This window comes from Anabaena sp. WA102, from assembly GCF_001277295.1.
In the GTDB taxonomy this organism is placed as follows: domain Bacteria; phylum Cyanobacteriota; class Cyanobacteriia; order Cyanobacteriales; family Nostocaceae; genus Dolichospermum; species Dolichospermum heterosporum.
In genome coordinates this window covers 1,037,871-1,059,850 of record NZ_CP011456.1, presented here as the reverse complement: position 1 = coordinate 1,059,850, position 21,980 = coordinate 1,037,871, and the positions used below count along the sequence as shown (strand labels likewise).

Here is a 21,980-nt window from a genome sequence, read left to right as displayed (position 1 = left end):
AATAGCACTCGTTCATACCCAGATCCCCGACTTCTTTTATTAATTGTGTCCATAAATGATAAATTGATCACAGAAGTCGGGGATCTTTTTACCTCACCTGAATTCTTACAATAAAATTATGAAATCTATCCCCATAAAGCATGAATTTGTTATTTTCTAATAAATAGACTTGATACCAAAAATTACATCAAAGGTTAATAAAAATCCATGAGTATTCTTCTGAAAAGTGATGTGAATAACTATAACAAACCAAATATTTTCCATCAAGTATTTAGTCTTTTTTCTAATTTTCGCTATTCTATTTTATTATTTGGATTAAGTATTTGGACATTATCGCCAATACTAGGTATAATACCTTTATTACTATTTTCGCAAATACATATTTCTCGGTTAGTTACTACAAACAAACCGAAACAAAATATTTTGAGTCTAAACTCTTTTTCCCTTTTTCTCGTACTCTTTACAATTACAATTATTGCATCTACATATCAGGTGATCAGTGATTTAGAAGCGTATGTGGAAATCTACAAAGGACTGGGAAATCAGCCTTTTTTTGAGTATATGACTGCTAGGAGTATGGAACCAGTGACATTCATAATCCCAAATTTTATAAAATTGCTGTTCAATTCTAATGCATATTCCTTTATTTTAGTTCAAGCTTTGACAATGAATTTAGCATTCATGCTCATTGCTATAAGATTTATGCCATCATACTATCCTACAATTATTTTGCTTAATATTACCTCCGGAAATTATTTTATCCAAATGTTTTTAATGAGACAGTTTTACGGTTTCATATTTTTAGTTTTTTTCATTTATACTTTCTCTTTGTGGCAAAAAGTTATCCTGCTATCATTAGCAATGTTTACCCATAGTAGCTTATTTCTATTTATTGCCCCGGCAATGATTGCTCTGCCCTTAAGTGATAATTTTACTCAAGTAAAGTTTCAGTTCAAAACAATGAGAATCTTAAAAAGATTTTTTAATAATTTAATCCGCAACAATTTTTTCTTTTATGGAAGTTTGATATTTATTATAATCGGACTACCTACTTTTTTAGTGTTGGTTAGAAATAATAGTAATTTGCAAGCTATATTTCCATATCTGATTGTGAAGATAGACCGCTACAAAGATTCATATAACTATTTACTAGGACTCAGTAAAGACCTATGGAAATCAGTTATTGTTGATATATGTTTTTTGCTCACATCACTTTTAATGATCAAATTCAAAGATGAAGATGTTTATTGTTACTCATGGTCTATTATGTTTTTAGTAAACCTTGTTGCTTTATTTGCGTTTTACTATTTTCTACCTGCTTTTGGAAGGTCGGTATATTTCTTAGCCGGGTTATCTGGTTTCTTTTACACCATTGTATTTAATTCTAAAAAACTAACTCATGAATTAAACCTTTTTTCGTCCATTATGTTCATGGCAATTATTACTAAAGTTCTCTACTTTTCCTACCGTATAGTTGCAGGATCTCTTGCAGGTCAAAGTCAGATATGGAGTGGCAATCCTCTTAATGCAAATATGTTTGACTATATCCAATATTTGTATAGAGGACTTACAGCAGTTTGAGATCAAAACCACAACAAAAATGTAAGAATTCAGGTGAGGTAAAAAGATCCCCGACTTCTGTGATCAATTTATCATTTATGGACACAATTAATAAAAGAAGTCGGGGATCTGGGTATGAACGAGCGCTATAGCTGAATACTTACACAAAAATTAATCGCAGAATGAAGTTTGGTACTGGTTTTCACCATTTTTATTTGTGGCATGGTTGATTACAATTTGCTGTAATTGATTGTTGCAAAATAAATAAAATAATCAGTTCAATGGCAATTTTTAACATTATTTTGATAATATGATATTAGTATCTGTAGGCTCAGGGTAAAACTTTTTAGTAAAATTTATGTTAGAAGTTGCAGCAATTTTGACCTGTTACAATCGGCGACAAAAAACCCTTAACTGCTTAAGTTCCTTATATACCTCATTATCCAGCACTCAAGACGTTAATCTTACTGTCTATCTGGTAGATGATGGCAGTACAGATCAAACAAGTGAAGTAGTATCTAGGCAGTTCCCTGAAGTTAAAATTATTCAAGGTTCCGGGAATTTATATTGGTCAGGGGGAATGCGTTTAGGCTTTGGGCAGGCTATGAAAACAGGCTATGATTTTTACCTGTGGCTCAATGATGACGTAATTCTGAATCCTAGTGCCATAAAAGAACTTTTGAACTCTTATCAAAAAAACTTCTCCCTTTTTGGGAGAGAGTGTATAGTTGTTGGTCCATTATCCAATCCCCATGATGGCCAGGTCATTTATAGTGGTTATCGCTCAGTTGGCTCAAAATTTGTACCCAAAGGTCAGATTGTTTACTCGCCAGATGAAGATTTAGAATGCCATTATTTTAATGGAAACTGTGTACTAATTCCCAAAGCTGCTGCATTTAAAGTAGGCAATCTTAATCCAATTTTTATTCATGCAATGGGTGATTCTGATTATGGCTATCGGTGTTTCTTGCACGGATTTAAAATATTCGTCTGTAAAGATATAGTAGGCTGCTGTGAGCAAGATGAGGGAGATTACAAACTGTATTCTGGTCTTAATCAAGGAAATTGGAAATCATTACCCCTTTTACAAAGGCTCAAGCTTATCACTAGCCCGAAAAATTTCCCAGTCAAACCATGGTTAGTTTATTCCTATAAATATTTGGGTTGGCTATGGATATTAAGGTTTTTAAGACCTTATGTGTTGGCAATATTTCCCCAGTTTATTTGAGTATATTATTCATGAAAAAAAGTTCTTTTTTGCTGGTCTGATATTTCTGGTTACATGACCGCTTGCTATTTAATTTGTCTTTTCAAATTCGTCCTCTAATTTTCAATAAAAATGCAAGGATTTTGAGACTCTAAATACCACATCACCTTTTTGTGATAAAAATTCGTAAAACTCTTATTAATAAAAAGTTTTATCTTTATTCAGCAAACCCTAATTAAGCGTGAGTCTGTCGTTGTTTTTGAAGAGCAGGAAGAGGTATTTGTTATCTTGTCAGCAAAAAATTAAAAACATAAAGGCTAATTAACATCCATGCAAGCTAAAATCAAAAAAGTCCTAAGATCCCCGACTTCTTTGATTGATTGTATTCGGAAAGGATAAATCTATCTTAGAAGTCAGGGATCTGGAAACAAGTGCTATAGCTGAATACTTACACATGAAGGCTAATGAATATCCATGCAAGCTAAAATTAAAAAAGTCTTAAATAAATCAGGTGACAAGATCAAAGTTCTCCATATAATTCCCTCTGTTGCAGCCGTTCGCGGCGGTCCGAGTCAGGCTATTTTAGAAATGGTCAAAGCTTTAAGAAAAAATGATATTGATGCAGAAATTGTCACCACTAACGATAATGGAACGGATTTATTGGATGTACCTTTAGGAAAATTTATAGATTATCAACAAGTTCCTGTCCAGTTCTTTCCTCGGTTTTCTCCTCCTATTAATGCAATTAGAGAATTTTCTTATTCAGGAGATTTTACTATTTGGTTATGGAAAAATATCCGTAATTATGACTTATTACATATTCATGGTATTTTCTCCTATGCTCCGACTATAGCAATGGCGATCGCACATCACCAAAAAGTCCCCTATATTATTACTGGACACGGACAACTCTGTGAATGGTCACTGCAACAAAAGACTTTCAAAAAACAACTATATATTAACCTAATAGCAAAATATTTTCTTAATCACAGTCAATCAACCCATTTTACCTCCGTTTCAGAACAAAAAGAAGCATCACCATTAAATTTGACTTCTTCCAGCTTTGTCCTCCCCCTGGGTATTTATCCCCCTCAAAGAATTCTTAATGCTCGTGAAAAGCTACAAAAATACCTGAACATCCCCGCAGATGAACCAATTATCTTATTTTTATCCCGCTTACATCCTAAAAAAGGTTTAGATTACCTAATTCCAGCATTAGGTAAGTTATCTGATTACCGCTTCACATTCATTGTCGCAGGTAGCGGCGATTCAGATTATGAAACTGAGATAAAAACTTTAGTCACAACTCATGGAATTGAAGAGAGAACACACTTTACAGGATTTGTCAAGGGCGAAACAAAGGATTTATTAATGCAAGGAGCAGATATATTTGCCCTAACTTCCTATTCCGAAAACTTTGGTATATCAGTTCTAGAATCCCTAGCTGCTGGTGTTCCTGTTATTGTTACCCCTGGTGTAGCTCTCAGTGATATAGTCCAGGAACAACATCTGGGATATGTTACAGAACTTAATATTAATGATATTGCTACTACAATTGAAAACTTCTTAGATCATCCTCAAGAATCGAAGGAAATGGGCGATCGATCCCGGCAGTTTATACTAGATAATTATACATGGGATAAAATAGCATTAAAAATGATCTCTGTTTACGAAAATATCATTCAAGGTAGGTAATAAACATTTATAGACGAGAATCCCTACATGAGAAACGTCTCTACACCCAAATTCATACTTGGTTTCAGCAACGCCATTAAATGCAGTACAGCTTAAAAAGCGATCGCTCTGGTTTCTCGACTATTGAAAAAAGGGGCGTTGCTAATTAAGGGGATGAATTTTAGTCTCACGCAAAGGCGCAAAGACGCAAAGGTAAGATTTTTAAAGGTTCAATTTGGAAATTTCATACCTCGATTCAGCAACGCCGAATTCAGAAAGTAGGGGCGCAGGGCCTGCGCCCTTCCAATGATTGATCAACAACACTATGAAATTTATTTACCCCAACCCGGAATAGCTATTAAGAATGGTTGCTTTACTTACGCCATGCTGTACTAATAGATTCTGACCATAAAAAATTCAGGGCGTTGCTGATCTTTTTCCTGAAAGTTGTCCGTTTTCTGCCGATGATCTACTTGATCCAGAATTTCTTCCCGATTAAAATTAGTAATGTACTTGTACCACACTTTTGTTTTATATTCCTTTCTTCCTTTGCGACTTTGCGCCTACCCTTCGGGATCTCTAAGAGAGATTGCGTGAGACTTTAAAATGTGGTTTATTTACCTAAAAATCGCTGTAATGTAAATTGCTGGTTAGGTAAATTGTCAGAAATGGCTAACGCCACGCTTCGCTATCAGGATGTCCAGGATTAAAAGATGAACAGGATGAAACCAGAGTTTTTATTACCAATTACCTAGTATATGGAAGGAATTGAATATTAATAACTTAACTATTAAGTAGAGGGAAGCAAAAACAATGACTGTAGCTCTAGATAAAACCATAATCTATCCCGACAGTGATGGTCAGCCCATGGCAGATAACACCAAGCAATTTCGCTGGATTGTCCTGATTAAAGAAAATCTCGACTCCCTCTTTGCCAATGACGAGACCGTTTTTGTGGACGGAGATCTGCTGTGGTATCCCGTTGAAGGTCGTCCCGATATTCGTGTCGCTCCCGATGTCCTCGTGGCCTTTGGCCGACCCAAAGGCGATCGGGGGTCATACCGGCAATGGCAAGAAGATAATATTCCTCCTCAAGTAGTGTTTGAGATTTTGTCTCCAGGCAATACCCTCAAAGAAATGAGCCGTAAATTGTTATTCTATAACCGCTATGATGTGGAAGAATACTATATATATAACCCAGACTCTAATGAATTGATGGGTTTTACCAGAGCCAACGAAGAACTCATATCCATTGAAAACATGGATCATTGGCTGAGTCCTCGTTTGGGTATTCGGTTTGAACTAACAGCGTCAACTCTAAATATTTATGATCATCAAGGCAATCTCTTCCTATCTCCGTTAGAACTACGCAAAAGCCTTGAACAGGAGAAAGCGAGGGCAGAACAGGAAAAATCCAGAGCAGAACAGGAAAAATTCAGGGCTGATTGTCTAGCCGCCAAGCTGAAAGAATCAGGTATAAATCCTGACACTCTAATACCGTAGGAGCAATTCATAAAACCTCGCGGTAAGTGGGAAACTCAGAAGAAGCCAGGGAATTAATTCCCTGTCTAATAGCTGAAGTCGGTTTTAACCGACTGGTTTGGGTAATATTAACAATACCTTGTCCATTTTTTGTAGGTCGGGTTAAGCGACAGCGCAACCCGACGCATTTGTTGGGTTATGGCTTCGCCTGCTCATTGGTGTCAACTTAGGCTACAGATGGCTTATTTGTCGACTTCCACACCCACCCAGAAATGAATTTCCGGGCTAATAAGTAAAGTTTACTAAAGTAAACTGGGGATTTTTAGTCATCAAAGGACAACTTTTGCTATTAGACTGGGAATTGATTCCCAGGCGGGCTATGGGTTTTACGTTAAGTTGACACCATTAAGCTTTTGCTTTACCCCTACCTTTAGAATCAAACAATCAAGCCGTTTTGAGTATACACCGTAGCCAAAGCATCGGGGGGATTAAGGGGGGTAATTCTGGCAACGGCAATGAAACACAGGAGATCATTAATCATGTATCAAGGTGAAGCACCTCCGCAGAAAAACCTGCCCACCATGTATGATTTACCCAGTGAGGATATTGATGAAGAATTAGACTCCACAATTCATCCTCGTCCACCCTGGGAAACCATGCCCACAATGTATGATTTACCTAGTGAAAATCCAGAGGAGCCAGGTTTGCCAGACGAATTTCATGACTTTCAACCGCAATTATTACGGGAAACCTGTCAATCTCCCGTTTATCCCAAGGAGGAAATGTTCATTGGTACGGATTTAAACTTATACTATGATGTGCGCCATTTTGCATGGTATAAAAGACCAGATTGGTTTTTAGTCTTAGGTGTGGCTGCTTCCGAAAAACAAGAAGATATGCGGTTGAGTTATGTAATTTGGCAAGAAGGATTAGCTCCATTTTTAATAGTAGAATTATTATCACCAGGTACGGAAGCAGAAGATTTAGGACAAACATTAAGAAGCGCGAATAAACCGCCGACAAAATGGCAAGCCTATGAACAGTATTTGCGATCGCCCTATTATGTTATCTTTGATAGATATGAAAATCGCCTCCGAGTATTTCAATTACGTGGGACAAAATATCAAGCAGTGGAACTGGTAGAACCAAAATTCTGGTTTCCTGAATTGGAATTAGGAGTAGGAGTTTGGTCAGGAAAATATCAGGATACAGAAGGTTTGTGGCTACGTTGGTATAATCAAGATGGTGATTGGATTCCTACTTTTGCTGAACGAGCAGAACAGGAAAAACAACGAGCAGACAAATTAGCTGAAAAATTGCGGGCTTTGGGGGTGAATTTAGATGATATTTAAAGAAAATTATTCTTAGATCATCCTCAAGAATCGAAGGAAATAGGCGATTCCTAGGTCGCGCTAGTTCCCTCCGGGACGCTTTGCGAACGCTATCGCGCCCGGCAGTTTATATTAGATAATTATACATGGGATAGGATACCATTAAAATGGTTTCCGTCTACCAAGAAATTACCCCCCTTAGTCCCCCCGATACTTTGGGGGGAAACAAAAATCTGATCCCCTCTCCTTGATAAGGAGAGGGTTAGGGTGAGGTTAAATATGCAACTTTACAAATAATTAGGGCTTGCTAGTAGCGTAGCGTTAGCCATACTTCAGGATGGGCGCAGTCCCTGCGCCCCCTACCTCCTGATAGCGCAGCGTGGCGTTAGCCATACTTTTAGCTCTCACAGACAACTTTTTCAACTGCTTTAGAACAAAGTGATAATGTCCCAGAAATCTTTATCACTCCCACATTATCCAGTTATATTTGTGATTTTTACACAGCTTGTGAGCGAATTAGCGAAAGAGTTGCTGTGACTTTAGATGCAGAAGTGTTGAATGTTAAGATTTTGAGGATTGTGTCTAAGTTGTGCATTGGTATTGGTGATACCAAATTTGATCAATTAATGACTCTATTCTCAATAGACAATGGATTTTATCTGGGTAAAACGCAAAGATTGTAAAGTTTTATTGCAGGATTCAACACTTGTGCTTTAGATGGTGGAATACCAAAAGCGGAAAATTGGCACGAACAACTATTGTTACAAATGGCAGAAATTGGTGGAGAAAATCGTCCGCCTTTATGGCCAGGTTCACTATTATTACAGTTAAATGATTATCGCAAGTTTAGACATTTAGCACAGCACAATTATAATCTGCAATTGCGAAAAGAAAGAGTATTAGAATTAGCCCAACAAACAGAAGTAATTATAGCAAAAATTCAACAGGCGATCGCTCTTTTTAACCAATGGCTAGAATCTCAAGCACAAGACACATAAATTCACAATTATTTAACTATCTAAATGCAATCAATAAACAATATAATAAATTAACACTGTTAGCGATCGCTCCTCACTATGACAGTTCTACAACTCCATCCCCCCAATACTCTACCTCGAATCACCTGGGAAAAACTACCAGCAGATTTTCCTCTACCAGATGAACCAGTGGAAAATAACCTCCAACCCCTTCTCGCTGCTGCTCTAAGAGAGTCCCTAGAATTAGCAGGTCTAATTATAGAATCAATGCTGATTGCCTCCAATTTTGGTCTATGTGCCACAGTGGATGATAAAAGCATTGTTAAAGCACCTGATTGGGTTTACGTTCCTTCTGTCCATCCTCTACCTCCAGGAGAAATCCGTCGTAGTTACACTCCTCATAGCGAAGGAGAAAACCCAGCCATTGTCATGGAATTTATATCCGCAACAGAAGGAACAGAATATTCCATTAATCCCCATTTTCCCTATGGAAAGTGGCACTTTTATGAACAAATTTTAAAAATTCCCACTTACGTGATTTTCCATCCCCAAATTGGAATTTTAGAAGTTCATAATTTAGTTAACGGTAAATACCAGCAAGAATCTCCAGATGAAAATCAGCGCTTTTGGATAGAAGCTTTAGACCTATTCTTGGGTGTATGGATAGGAAAAAAAGCCGAATTTGAGGGTTATTGGTTACGATGGTGGGATAAATCTGGAAATTTATTACTCTGGGGAAGTGAGTTAGTTAATCAAGAACGACAAATAGCAGAAAAAGAACGACAAAGAGCAGAACAAGCAGAACAAAAAGCTGTTAAACTAGCTGAAAGACTGCAAGCAATGGGGTTTAGTTCAGAAGATATTTAAGCGTTATTTTTAGTTTTGATAAACTATCAGTCTTGAATAAGATTTTGCCAAAACCAGTACCACAATAATACAACTACCCTTTCAGAACAAATGACATATCCAAATACAAAGTACGAATATTTGTACAACAGTAATCAACTTGGACACCATCATAGTTATTTGCTAAAACCACTTATAGAAATGATGTCAGAAATGCTACCCCCCCAATAACAACCAAAAACCTCGGATTTTAGATATTGGTTGTGGTAATGGTAGCTTGAGCAATTTCCTAGCACAGCAAGGTTATGAAGTTGTTGGTGTTGAAGAGTCTGAATCAGGTGTAAGATTGGCTAATCAAAATTTTCCCAATTGTCGCTTTATTCAAGGTAGTATTTACGATTTACCATACTCCGAACTAGGAGACAACTTTGATATTGTAATTTCTATTGAGGTAATTGAGCATTTATTTTATCCTAAAGAATTAGTCAGAAACGCTAAAAAATGCCTCAAACCCAATGGAGGGTTAATACTTACCACTCCCTATCATGGTTATCTAAAAAACCTAGTGATGGCTGCTACAGGGAAAATGGACAACCATTTTACCGTTCTTTGGGATGGTGGTCATATCAAATTCTTTTCTGTACCAACTATGACGGCTTTACTTAAATCAGAGAACTATACAAATATCAAGTTTAAGTTTGCAGGTAGATTTCCCTACTTTTGGAAAACTATGTTGTGTTCTAGTACCATAGTTCAATAACAAGAATTTATTTGAATATCCTTATGTTAGAACAAATTACCCCCCTCATCCTTACCTATAACGAAGAAAATAACATTAATCGTACCCTAGAAAAACTTAAATGGGCAAGTAAAATCATTGTTATTGACAGTTATAGCACAGATACAACACTAGAAATTTTGTCTCAATACCCTCAAGTAGAAGTATTTCCTAGAAAATTTGATTCCTTCGCTAGTCAATGCAATTATGGACTGTCAAAAATCACATCAGAATGGGTACTATCTCTAGATGCAGATTATGTATTAACCGATGATTTAATTAGGGAAATTACATCTTTACCAATAGAGTTAGATATAGATAGTTATAGTGTCAGGTTCAAATACTGTGTTTTTGGTAAACCCTTACGCGGTACTTTGCTTCCACCTCGCAAGGTCTTTTATAGAAAAGAAAAAGCAATTTATCAAGATGACAGACACGCCCATAGAGTTGTGGTACAAGGTAAATCTAGTCAATTATCAGCATATATCCACCACGACGATCGCAAACCATTGAGTCGTTGGTTATGGGCGCAAGATCGTTATATGGTAATTGAAAGTAAAGAACTTCTAGAAACACCAGAGCATGAACTTAGTATAAGCGATCGCCTTCGCAAACGCAAAATCCTCGCACCTTTAATCATCTTCATCTATTGTCTCATCCTCAAAGGTGCTATTCTCGATGGTTGGCATGGATGGTACTATACATTTCAGAGAGTTTTAGCAGAAATATTGCTGGGTATACATATAATAGAAGCAGAGAAAATAGATAATTAATTGGCTCAAATAACCTGCTCTTTATGACTAGGAGTTAGTCTGATGGTAAATACACTGGTTTTTGAAGTTTCCCAAGAAGAAGATGGGGGATTTGTTACTGAATGTCTCACCGAGGACATTTTTACCCAAGGAGATTCTTGGGAAGAACTCAAAGCCAATATTCGAGAAGCTGTTAAAGCTTTTTACTTTGAAGAATCAATTTTCCCAATTATACACTTATACTCAAAACGGCTTGATTGGTGTCAACTTAACGTGAAAGCCTTGTAAAATATCAGTTTCACCCTTTCTCGTTCCCATACTCTGTATGGGAATGAATTCTAGAAGGCTCTGCCTTCTATGAAAACAGAGGCAGAGCCTCTGTAATAGCATTCCCAGTCAGAGACTGGGAACGAGATATCATCAGGATTTGAGCTTAAGTTGACACCAATGAAGCTCTTGCTTTACCCCTACATATCTTGGTTATTTGTCATTTGGCAAAAGTTTAAATCTCACCCGTGTTTAGTATATATTGCCTTATCTTTGTAAATCAAAGCTATTTTATAGCAGCAATTCTCATTTTAAGGTTTCATGACATTTTAATCCTTACATTCTTATGGTTTTACAATTCTTAACGAATCCGGCGATGTGCCTCCGACAAAGTCAGAATCGCGGATTATAGGGATTAAAAGATTGAGCGGATTAGGTTGTTTGCTATGATAAAAGTTACTAAAATCCGTGAAATTAGCGCAATCCGTCTAATCCGTGATTCAGACCTTTTTCCCCGCGATCGCCTTCGCAAAGGCAAAATCCTCGCCCCTTTAATCATCTTCATCTATTGTCTCATCCGCAAAGGCGGTATTCTTGAAGGTTAGCATAGATGGTATTATACATTTCAGAGAGTTTTAACAGAAATATTGCTGAGTACACATATAATAGAAGCAAATAAAATATACTGAAACAGTTATTTATGCGTTTAGATAATTACACACTTGGAAACTATACACCCGGAGCGCCATACAGTCAACAAATTTTATGGTACTTCATTGGCTCACCCTTAGTGGAGAGTTATTGGCTGCCTATATCATCTATAAAAGTTTCGATACTGAGGCTGTTTGGTGCTACTATAGGTAAGAGTGTACGCATTAAGACACGAGTAAAAATTAAATTTCCCTGGCGCTTGACCATTGGTAATCACGTTTGGATTGGAGAAGATACCTGGATTGATAATCTAGCTAATGTTACCATCGAAAATCATGTGTGTTTGTCTCAGGGAGTTTATCTCTGTACTGGTAATCATAACTGGAATCACCCCAACTTTGAACTAATTCCTGGAGCTATTCATATTCAAGAGGGTAGTTGGATAGCGGCAAAATCAGTCATCGGACCTGGTGTTACTATTGGACGAGGAGCAGTTTTAGGGTTGGGTAGTGTCACAGGAAGATCCTTAGAAGCGAATATCGTCTACTCAGGAAATCCGGCTAAACCAATCAAAAAAAGGACAGAATGGGAAAATTTGGCATCAGACACCACCAAAAATTAGCGGAGTGCGGGTTTCAAGTCATACTTGTTAGGGTATTGTATATCGCTATAATCAATAAATTTTAGTAGTTAGGAATGTGGATTAAATAACTTACAATTCTAAATGTTGTTGTGGTTTAGCAGTATAGTTCCACTGTGGCAAAAAATCATCAAAGAAAATCTCCATTGTTTCTTTAAAACCCTCAGCAACTTTCTTACCGGTTTGGTAGGCTTTATCAATGATGGTCGTAAAAACCTGTAACCCTTTCTGAGTAGTAGCTTTTGCCATCAGTTTAGCTACAGTGTTAACACTGTCGAAAATAACACCTTTACAAGCCCGACTTAGATGTGGAAACAGCCGATGCTCAATCGGATTGTACTTAGATGTATAAGGAGGATAGTGAGCAATGCGAATTTCAATTCCAATTTCATTCACCAAAGCTTGTAATGCTTCTTTGAATACATAGTAACGAGAACTGTTGCTACCACCACCATCACATAACAGTAGTATAGAGGTAGCCAATTGGTAGCGGTTTTTGCCATAATTATTCCACCAATAACGGATTGAATCACAGGCAAATTCGCTGGTGTCATGGCTAGTACCAATTTGTATAAAACCAATGTTATCCTTTAAATCATATAACCCATGTGGAATTGCTATTCCTGTTGCCAAAGATGGAAAGTCGTGGTCTAATACCTTGATTGGAGCATCAGTATAAATACTTCCTTCTCTATATAAATTGCCAATTAACTCTTTTTTTTACTGTCCATACTAATCACTGGGTTACCCTCAGCAAAATACTGGGTTTTAAGGCTTTCAATCTTCTCAAACTGCTCATTACGATTTTCGCTACTTCCACACGCAATCATTTTCACTGCTTTGCGTTTACGAAATTTATGTTCCCAGAGTAATTGGTCTACAACTGTAACACTGATATTTATGCCTTTTTCGGCTAATAAGTCTGCTATTTGTTGACGAGTTAAGTTTGTCCATTTAATATCCTCGTCCATTGGCGAACCTGCTGTGTGTGTTTCTATTACCGTCAGGAATGCTTCATTGATTCCAGGTATCGTTAACAGTGCTTTTTTTCTTCCTCCTCCTGGACGGCGAATTCTTGGACTGCTGGTTTTACTCGGCTGTTCCAGATCCTCCATCCCTCTATTGATTGTTCTGTAGTTACATCCCAACAATTTACTTATGTATCCAATCCCCCCGTACCCAAGCTTTTTTGCTTCAATCGCTGCATACCGCCTACGGTCTTTCTCCGATAGAGATTCATAGTAATCTTGCATCTGCTTTTCTAGCATTGGAGAGTAGATTTCTATCACGATATTGTTCCCTAATACCTACTTCTTTAGTCTACTATACCCCTGTCACAACTTCTGCATTTTATTTAATCCACATTCCTTAGTGTTTATCGGCGTTTAAAATTGCTAAACTATGACTCATCCAGGTAAAAAAAAAACAGTTAGGGATCACCAAAAAATAAATTACCCAATTTTGTGGGATGGGCATCCTGCCTTCACAGGCAACTTATTAAGCAAACCCTACTTACACATCCTTGGTTATTCACCGCAAAAGAACCTATGCTTGACCAACTTACAAACGATAAAAACGCTCAGAATAATACCACTCCTGTTTCTACATTATTTCCCAATCCCACATTTTCCCAATTTTCAGAAGAGGCTAGTGATTTTAACCTCAAGTCCTTTTTTGGTGTTTTACAGCGCCGAGCAATTATCATCATAGGAGTTGCTTCCGTTGCTATGGGTGGTGTTATTTATACAACTTTTAAACAAGTACCAATTTATGAAGGCAACTTCAAAATATTAGTTGAACCTGTTAATAGTGACTCTGAACTAGGGAAAATCGACGTGGGACTCGCCAATGCCTTTAAACCATCTGGACTAGATTATGAGAGCCAAATTCAAGTTCTCCAAAGTCCAGAACTGCTGAGAGATTTTATTAAAGAAATACAAAAATCTCATCCTGATATTGATTATAAGGCCATTTTGGAAGATTTAACTATTCGTCGTTTGGGGCAATCAAAAATAATCCAAGTTAACTATAAAAGTGATAATAGTCAAAAAATTAAACTTATATTAGATCCTCTGGCTGATTTTTATTTAAAATATAGCCTCAACAAGCGACAAACAAAGCTCCGTCAGGGAGTTCAATTTGTGGATGCAAAACTACCTGAAATCCGAATTAGGCTAGGACAGTTACAAAAAGAAATGCAAATGTTCCGCCAAAGATACAATTTTATTGATCCAGAAAACCAATCTGAAGTAATTTCTTCGCAAATTCAATCGTTGACACAACAAAGACTAACTATAAATCAACAGCTAACCGCTGCCAGAGCTACTTATGACAGGTTACAGAGACGTGAAGAACAGTTAGCAATTCTCAATACTGCCCCTCTTTATCAAACCCTAATTGGTCAACAACGCCAATTAGACACCCAGCTATCTGGAGAATTAACTCGGTTTCAACCAGACAACCCAGTTATCCGCACCTTACAAGAAAAAAGATCCAACCTTTTACCTATTATTGAGGCAGAAGCAGCACGCACTATTAATATCAGAATATCTGAAGTTACGGATCTAATTAAGAAAATAGAAGTAGACAATCAATATATAGTACAAGCAGAAAAACAACTGCAATTGAAATTAGACCAGTTGCCAGTTTTGTCTCGGCAATATACTGAAATCCTACGGAATTTAGAAATAGCCAATGAAAGTTTAAATCGCTTATTAGCTGCTCGTGAGCAATTGCAAATACAAGTAGCCCAAACAGAACTACCTTGGGAATTAATCCAAGCACCTAATCAGCCTCTATATCCAATTTCTCCAAATATTCCCCTCAATTTAATATTGGGATTTGTGGCTAGTTCTTTATTAGGACTAGGTGCTGCTTCTCTGAGAGAACAGACTGATAATACCTATCACAGTGTTGAAAATGTCCAGGATAAGATAGGACTGCCTTTATTAGGATCTCTTCCCTTTAATAAAAACCTAGTTCAGAATACATCTTTAAACTTGATAAACAAAAATCAACAACCAGAAGTAGTTGTAGACCCTCTTCTCGTAAATGATGAACCAGCTAAAACTTCTGCTCGTAGACCTTCCCGATCAAGCTATTATTATGGACAGGGATCATTTTGGGAATCTTTACAAGTTTTATATAGTAATATTCAACTGCTTAATTCTGATAGACCAATTAGGTCTTTAGTTGTTTCTTCTGCTACCCCTGGAGATGGTAAAAGTACGGTGGGATTTAGTCTGGCAAAAACAGCCGCGATTATGGGGAAAAAAGTATTACTTGTAGATTGTGACCTCCGCAAACCCAAGATTCACAAACTCTCAAAATTAAATAATCTCTGGGGACTAAGTAGTTTAATTTCTTCAGATATAGATGTCAAGCAAGTAATTCAAGAAATGCCCGAACTTAAGGGTTTATCTGTGATTACGGCAGGTCCTGTACCACCTGATCCGGCGCGGTTACTCTCATCAGATAAAATGATTCAACTGATGGACTATTTCTCTGATAATTTTGATTTAGTGATTTATGATACTCCTCCTTTGTCAGGATTAGTAGATGCTAGATTGGTAGCAATTCATACTGATGGTATCATGCTAGTTGTCAGAATTGATAAAACAGATAAATCAGTCGTCAAGCAAGTTGTTGATATGCTAAAAGCATCTCCCATCAATTTACTAGGAACGGTAGTCAACGGCGAGAAATTCCGAGGACTGGGATATAACTATAATTACAGATATAGTTCATATTACTATACTAAGAGTAAGAGTTAAACACGGGTGAGATTTAAACTTTTGCCAAAAACCCACAACCCAACTGGGAATGAATTCCCAGTCTCATAACAAAAGTCATCTGAAGATGACTAAAAGAACTAGAAATTTTTGAACTTTTTCTCGTTCCCATACTCTGTATGGGAATGAATTCTAGAAGGCTCTGCCTTCTATGAAAACAGAGGCAGAGCCTCTGTAATAGCATTCCCAGTCAGAGACTGGGAACGAGATAACTAGAAATTTTTCTCGTTCCCATACTCTGTATGGGAATGGATTCTAGAACTAGAAGGCTCTGCCTTCTATGAAAACGGAGGCAGAGCCTCTGTAATAAGTAGTGAGACAGAATTAATTACACAATGTCATTGCGTTAGCGTTGCGTGGCGTTTTTCTCGTTCCCATACTCTGTATGGGAATGAATTCTAGAAGGCTCTGCCTTCTATGAAAACGGAGGCAGAGCCTCTGTAATAGCATTCCCAGTCAGAGACTGGGAACGAGATAACTAGAAATTTTTCTCGTTCCCATACTCTGTATGGGAATGAATTCTAGAAGGCTCTGCCTTCTATGAAAACGGAGGCAGAGCCTCTGTAATAGCATTCCCAGTCGGAGACTGGGAACGAGATAACGAGATAAAAATAAATTACCCAATTTTGTGGGATGGGCAAGATGCCCGTCCTCGATGATTAGCAGGCAAGACTTGTACTGAGCTTGTCGAAGTATGCCCGCACCACAAGAAACTTTTGGGTATTTTTTTAAGATGCTTCGTTTCGCTACACTCAGCACAACAAAACAGGATCATTTATTTTGCGGCTTACTTTTAGTAAACTTTAGCCATTAGACCGGAAATTCATGGGTGGGTCTGTCGGCCAAACAAATAAAGCCTTGACAAATATGGGCAGGAGGAGAATCGAACTCCTATGACCTCACGGCCGCCGCATTTTGAGTGCGGTGCGTCTACCAATTCCGCCACCCGCCCTTGGGTGTGATTTTACTATTATAGCCTATTTTTTTAGTTTGGCAATAGGTAATTAGATTTAATTTAGAAACTTTTTGGGAAATTTCCAGAAACGGATTCCTGTAAAATCTACCAATTCCGCCATCCGCCTGGGGATGGAGATTCACCTTGGTAATTAATCCCCTGATTTTGCACTAACTTTTGGTACTCCTGACTACTTGCCCAACGGTCAATTTCCCTGGCTCGTAGTACGGGGACAGGATGGCTTAATTGGGCTGTGCGGGCGGATTTGACCATTTCCCCCAATTCAGTTTTGCTAATGTCATCATAGGCGCGAGCTTGGTCTACAAAGGCATCTAAATTGAGTTGAGGCGCTAAACTGGGAGAACCACCTGCTAACTTCATTAATACTGACATGACAACTTTTGGGTTTTGAGTAGCTAACAAAGCGGCGCGATCGCAGGTAAACTCAGCACAGCGGACCCATTCTAATAATTGTGACTGGATAGCTTGAGCCAAGACAGCGCCGACATTTGGGACAATGGCAGCGGCTAAAATCAATAAATTCACAGGTGTTAAATACACACTATGATCACACTTGAGATGACCTAATTCATGGGCAATTACAGCCTGTATTTCTTCAGGTGTAAGAATCTCAATCAAGGATGTATGAATCACCACAAAAGGCTGCTTACCTCGCATGGCAAAGGTGTAAGCGTTGGGGGCTGGGTGTTGACGCACATATAACTGAGGTGGATCAATATCCAGAATTTGACAAGCTTCCAATAGTAACTTGTGTAAATCAGGAAGTTGTTTTTCTCCCACCAAAATACTAGAAGCGATATTTTCCACATAAAAAACCTGTTCAGCCATTGGACCTAGCAAATTCCGCACCATCATATCTAAACCGGGAATTTGTTTGAGGGTTTTGGTGGCTTCCAAGTCCAGAGGATGACGGAATGAATCTGCTTTTAAGCCTGTAAGCGAGGTTTTGAGTAAGGACATAGTATTTAAATTAATAAAAGATTGGGCATGGGATAATGACGGTATGAGTTATGTTATGCCTACGGCACACTGCACAAACGAGCAAAGACGCAAAGTTTAGAAGATACAAGGTTGGGTTAAAGAGGGAAAACTCAACCTTGATTTCAAACTCTTACTCTCTGCGACTCTGCGCCTCTGCGTGAGGTAAAGTCATATTCTGAATCAGCAACCCTACCTGAGCTTCAGGAATACCTGGACAAGCTACGTTAGTACCACCTAAACCACAATAACCACCGGGGTTTTTGGCTAAATATTGCTGATGGTATTCTTCAGCATAATAAAATTCAGGTGCATCTAAGATTTCTGTGGTAATTTTACCATACCCAGCGCCGCTGAGGGCTGCTTGATAAGCGTTCTTTGATGCTTCCGCTAGTTGTTTTTGCTCTTGTGAATAAACGTAAATTCCTGAGCGGTATTGAGTACCGGCATCATTACCTTGACGCATTCCTTGGGTGGGGTTGTGGCTTTCCCAGAACACTTTCAACAGTTGGGAATAAGTAATAATTTTGGGGTCGAATACAACTAATACTACTTCATTGTGACCCGTCATGCCACTACATACTTCTTGATAGGTGGGGTTGGATGTGTAACCAGCCCCATAACCTACCGCAGTGGTGTAAACTCCTTCTTGTTGCCAAAATTTGCGTTCTGCTCCCCAAAAACAGCCTAAACCAAATATGGCGGTTTCTAAGCCTGGGGGAAAAGGCGCTTTTAGAGGATTTTTATTAACGTAATGTTGTGCGGGTACTCGCATTACTTCTGCCCGTCCTGGTAAGGCTTGCTCTGGTGTAGGTATAGTTGACTTTTTACCAAATCCGAATATTCCCATTGTTTTTAATTTGTATTATGTATGATTGCTATTCTTCTTCATTGTAAAGATTTTTGTAGCTATTCCGGGTTGGGGTGAATAAATTTCATGCTGTTATTGATGAATCATTGGCAGGGCGCAGGCCCTGCGCCCCTACTTTCTGAATTTGGCGTTGCTGAATCGAGGTATGAAATTTCCAAATTGAACCTTTAAAAATCTTACCTTTGCGTCTACTCTTCGAGATCACGAAGCGTGATTGCGCCTTTGCGTGAGACTAAAATTCATCCCCTTAATCAGCAACGCCCTGAATTTTTTATGGTCACGTCAAATACTTCTGCAAAACATTGATTTATAGAATGTCGGACTTGGTTACAGGTAATGTCGGGAATCCATGCGGCTAAACTGCTGACTGGTTTATCAACAAGGCCACAAGGAATAATTTGCTTGAATCCTGTCATGTCTGGACATACATTTAAGGAAAAGCCGTGCATAGTAATCCATTTACTCACTTTTATGCCGATGGCGGCAATTTTGTATCCTTCTAGCCAAACTCCGGTAAAACCAGGAATCCGTTCTCCCTTTAAGTCGTAATTTGCTAAAACGCGAATTAATACTTCCTCAAGTTGACGCAAGTACCAATGGAGGTCTTGGCGGTAATGACGCAAGTTTAAAATGGGATAACCTACCAATTGTCCTGGACAATGATATGTGACTTCGCCACCTCTTTCAATGCGATGCACGTCATAAGCACTTTTGTCAAGATTAAATTTTATAAATTCTGGGTTTGCTCCTGTCCCTAAGGTGTAAACGGGGGGATGTTCTAGTAAAATTAGGACATCATCTAGTTCTGGGTTGTGAATACGCTCTGCAACTAGCGATCGCTGCCACTGATGAGCGGTTTCATAAGGCATTACGCCAACATTATATAGTAAACAACGGTACGGGGTTAATTGAGTGCTAGGAATCATCAGTGCATAAGTAAGGGGGAAGAGGCAAGAGGTAAGACACCCGATAAGGGACTTCCAGGAAATAAATTATCCCAATAAATAAATGAACAAACGAACCACAGAGGCACAGAGAACACAGAGAGAGAAGAAATAGGGAGGGTTTTTGCGTTAGTTTTGGGACATTTTTTTATTTGGAAGTCTCTAAGTAAGTGGGCGTTAAAAAATGTAAAAATATAATATAAACCTAACCCCCCAACCCCCTTCCCTACCAGGGAAGGGGGAGTCAAAGCCTCTTATTTCCCAAAAATATAGCGAACAAATGTCAAGCTATGCAAAGGATCTTAAAGGAACATCAAGGAAATATACTTTAGAACTCACAAAATGCTAGTTTAAATATATAACCTGAATGGGTGTTAGACGAGGAGAGCATTCAGCTAAGACAATACCAACTAATTTACTGACTGGCGGCAACTTAAAAATTTATTTGTATCAATCAGGATCAAATTTCCCAAAAGGGTTGTATTCTCTATACAATAGTGAAAAAGACTGGGGGACGAAAAAAGGCGGGGACTCCTATTTTGGTAAAGTTCCATAGAAGTAGGCGTTTAAAAGGACTATATCTCAAGCAGCCTAATTCAATAGTTTTGCTTAAATAGCCAATTGCTTAACAACCAGTTGGGAAACAAGAGGATAAATAAGCGCCAACTTGAAGATGCAAGAAGTGTTAAAAATGCTAAAAAACAATGTCTTAGGGATGGGTAACAATTTGTGTCGGTGGCAGTGATAGGCCTGACCGCAATTTCTATTCCTAACTGAAAACATCACATATAATATTGAGCGGGAGAGTTTACATGAAGCTTGTCATCCACGGTAAAAATATTGAAATCACTGATGCAATTCGTGAATATGTGCATCAAAAGATTGAAAAAGCAGTTAGTCACTTCCAGAACATCACCAATGAAGTGGATGTCCATTTAAGCGTAGCTCGCAATCCCCGAATAAGTACGAAGCAAGCAGCAGAAGTAACTATTTATGCTAATGGTAGTGTTATCCGTGCGGAGGAAAGCAGCGAAAGCTTATATGCAAGTATTGACCTAGTTGCAGATAAAATTGCTCGGCAATTGCGGAAATATAAGGAAAAAAGGCAGGATCATAAAACTCAACCTATATCAACTAACGAAGTAGTAGCACCAGAAACTGTTGCAGCGGATTTAATAGGCGATCGCACCGCTGAATTACCCGAAGAGGTTGTTCGTACCAAATACTTCTCTATGCCGCCAATGACATTAGCTGAAGCGCAGGAACAACTGCAACTGGTGGGTCATGACTTTTATATGTTTCATAATGCCGAAACAGGTGAGATTAACGTCATTTATGAACGTAATCACGGCGGTTATGGAGTGATTCAACCCCGCAATAACGGTTATTCCAACAACAGAAATGGCAAATCTGCTAATGTTAATGTTGCTGTAGCAGAAAAATCTCACTCCAAATAAAGTCTGATTAAATTCTTTATATGTAGAGACGTTTCATGAAACGTCTCTACTAGTCTGTCAACCCGAAAATGACGGGTGAAGGCAAGCAGGGGGAGAAGAGAGGCAGGGGGTAAAGCACTGCTGATATGTGTCAACTTAAGCTCAAATCCTTACCACATCTCGTTCCTAGTCTCTGACTAGGAATGCAGTTGATGAGGCTCTGCCTCTAATATCATTGAAGGCAGAGCCTTCTAGAATTCATTCCCAGTCAGAGACTGGGAACGAGATGAAAGAGAGTTAGATCCCCGACTTCTCTAAGAAGTCGGGGATCTTATTTTATTTATGCTGCTAGTTGTTGCAGGGTTTTTAATGCTTCTTCAACGTGGCCTTTAAAGTTCAACATAGAATCAAATACATATTGAACAATACCATTTTGGTCAATTAGGTATGTAACTCGACCGGGAATAAAACCAAAAACGGCAGTTGCGCCATATTGTTTTCGGACTTTATCACCTTGATCACTTAAAAGTGTAAAAGGTAAATTGTATTTATTTGCAAACCTTTGATGAGATTCCCTAGAGTCACCACTCACACCAATAACTTCAGCACCAGCGGATTGAAACACTTCATATTGATCTCGAAAAGCGCAAGATTCTACAGTGCATCCTGGTGTATCATCCTTGGGATAAAAATAGAGGACAACGGATTTTTGACCCCGAAAATCTCCCAAACTGACATTTTTGCCATTTTGGGCAGGTAGACTAAAATTAGGAGCGGTATCTCCAACTTTGATAGACATATTAAAATTATTAATTAGAG

17 protein-coding genes, 1 tRNA gene and 2 pseudogenes are annotated in these 21,980 nt (G+C 38.2%); 14 read left to right on the top strand and 6 right to left on the bottom strand.

The genetic code is table 11. The annotated features are described in order from the left end of the window. The first annotated feature begins 207 nt into the window (after window positions 1-207). The 12 genes and pseudogenes from AA650_RS04315 (at window position 208) to AA650_RS04265 (ending at window position 12,147) form a co-directional block, all read left to right on the top strand. Complete coding sequence (locus tag AA650_RS04315; protein ID WP_053538099.1) at window positions 208-1,581, top strand: EpsG family protein; 1,374 nt, start codon at window positions 208-210, stop codon at window positions 1,579-1,581. A 337-nt stretch (window positions 1,582-1,918) separates the two neighbouring features. Further along, window positions 1,919-2,788: a glycosyltransferase family 2 protein gene (locus AA650_RS04310; protein ID WP_053538098.1), complete on the top strand. Its 870-nt coding sequence runs from the start codon at window positions 1,919-1,921 to the stop codon at window positions 2,786-2,788. 498 nt (window positions 2,789-3,286) lie between these two features. After that, window positions 3,287-4,462 carry a glycosyltransferase gene (locus AA650_RS04305; RefSeq protein ID WP_053541183.1) on the top strand — a complete coding sequence of 392 codons (1,176 nt, stop codon included), beginning with the start codon at window positions 3,287-3,289 and terminating at the stop codon, window positions 4,460-4,462. Between the two features lie 792 nt (window positions 4,463-5,254). Next, entirely contained in the window at window positions 5,255-5,944 is a 690-nt protein-coding gene (locus AA650_RS04300; RefSeq protein ID WP_053538097.1) for a Uma2 family endonuclease, read from the top strand. A gap of 518 nt (window positions 5,945-6,462) precedes the next feature. Continuing rightward, window positions 6,463-7,275, top strand: coding sequence for a Uma2 family endonuclease (locus AA650_RS04295; RefSeq protein ID WP_053538096.1), 813 nt, complete (start codon window positions 6,463-6,465; stop codon window positions 7,273-7,275). A gap of 668 nt (window positions 7,276-7,943) precedes the next feature. Further along, a complete protein-coding gene (locus tag AA650_RS04290; RefSeq protein WP_335337445.1) occupies window positions 7,944-8,252 on the top strand; it encodes a hypothetical protein in 309 nt (102 codons plus the stop codon). Between the two features lie 78 nt (window positions 8,253-8,330). Continuing rightward, window positions 8,331-9,098, top strand: a complete 768-nt coding sequence (locus tag AA650_RS04285) for a Uma2 family endonuclease (protein ID WP_053538094.1) — start codon at window positions 8,331-8,333, stop codon at window positions 9,096-9,098. 256 nt (window positions 9,099-9,354) lie between these two features. Beyond that, complete coding sequence (locus AA650_RS04280; protein WP_234413303.1) at window positions 9,355-9,837, top strand: class I SAM-dependent methyltransferase; 483 nt, start codon at window positions 9,355-9,357, stop codon at window positions 9,835-9,837. A 23-nt stretch (window positions 9,838-9,860) separates the two neighbouring features. Then, the gene (locus AA650_RS04275; protein WP_053538092.1) at window positions 9,861-10,628 is read left to right on the top strand and encodes a glycosyltransferase family 2 protein; all 768 of its coding nucleotides are present in this window, start codon (window positions 9,861-9,863) and stop codon (window positions 10,626-10,628) included. A gap of 42 nt (window positions 10,629-10,670) precedes the next feature. Continuing rightward, window positions 10,671-10,895 (top strand): type II toxin-antitoxin system HicB family antitoxin, encoded by a 225-nt coding sequence (locus tag AA650_RS04270; RefSeq protein WP_053538091.1) that lies wholly within the window; start codon window positions 10,671-10,673, stop codon window positions 10,893-10,895. Window positions 10,896-11,392: 497 nt separating this feature from the next. Then, window positions 11,393-11,563: pseudogene (locus AA650_RS27575) on the top strand (glycosyltransferase family 2 protein); the annotation flags it as partial. 11 nt (window positions 11,564-11,574) lie between these two features. After that, the gene (locus AA650_RS04265) at window positions 11,575-12,147 is read left to right on the top strand and encodes a WcaF family extracellular polysaccharide biosynthesis acetyltransferase (protein WP_053538090.1); all 573 of its coding nucleotides are present in this window, start codon (window positions 11,575-11,577) and stop codon (window positions 12,145-12,147) included. 90 nt (window positions 12,148-12,237) lie between these two features. On the opposite strand, the pseudogene AA650_RS27570 reads toward AA650_RS04265, so the two are convergent. Continuing rightward, window positions 12,238-13,136: pseudogene (locus AA650_RS27570) on the bottom strand (ISAzo13 family transposase). 576 nt (window positions 13,137-13,712) lie between these two features. Here AA650_RS27570 and AA650_RS04255 point away from each other — a divergent pair. Beyond that, window positions 13,713-15,938: a GumC family protein gene (locus tag AA650_RS04255; RefSeq protein ID WP_053538089.1), complete on the top strand. Its 2,226-nt coding sequence runs from the start codon at window positions 13,713-13,715 to the stop codon at window positions 15,936-15,938. A gap of 886 nt (window positions 15,939-16,824) precedes the next feature. Here AA650_RS04255 and AA650_RS04250 read toward each other — a convergent pair. The 4 genes from AA650_RS04250 to lipB all read right to left on the bottom strand — a co-directional run bounded on the left by AA650_RS04250 (window position 16,825) and on the right by lipB (window position 19,707). Further along, window positions 16,825-16,908, bottom strand: a tRNA-Leu gene (locus AA650_RS04250). 108 nt (window positions 16,909-17,016) lie between these two features. Beyond that, entirely contained in the window at window positions 17,017-17,892 is an 876-nt protein-coding gene (locus tag AA650_RS04245; RefSeq protein ID WP_053538088.1) for a M48 family metallopeptidase, read from the bottom strand. A gap of 151 nt (window positions 17,893-18,043) precedes the next feature. Continuing rightward, on the bottom strand, window positions 18,044-18,760 hold the full coding sequence (gene msrA / locus AA650_RS04240) for a peptide-methionine (S)-S-oxide reductase MsrA (protein ID WP_053538087.1): 717 nt from the start codon (window positions 18,758-18,760) through the stop codon (window positions 18,044-18,046). 272 nt (window positions 18,761-19,032) lie between these two features. Continuing rightward, window positions 19,033-19,707, bottom strand: coding sequence for a lipoyl(octanoyl) transferase LipB (gene lipB / locus AA650_RS04235; RefSeq protein ID WP_053538086.1), 675 nt, complete (start codon window positions 19,705-19,707; stop codon window positions 19,033-19,035). Between the two features lie 830 nt (window positions 19,708-20,537). Between lipB and hpf the strand changes: the two genes are divergently transcribed. Beyond that, complete coding sequence (gene hpf / locus AA650_RS04225; RefSeq protein WP_053538084.1) at window positions 20,538-21,182, top strand: ribosome hibernation-promoting factor, HPF/YfiA family; 645 nt, start codon at window positions 20,538-20,540, stop codon at window positions 21,180-21,182. Window positions 21,183-21,501: 319 nt separating this feature from the next. Here hpf and AA650_RS04220 read toward each other — a convergent pair whose 3' ends face one another. Beyond that, window positions 21,502-21,960, bottom strand: a complete 459-nt coding sequence (locus AA650_RS04220) for a peroxiredoxin (protein WP_053538083.1) — start codon at window positions 21,958-21,960, stop codon at window positions 21,502-21,504. Between the last annotated feature and the right edge of the window lie 20 nt (window positions 21,961-21,980).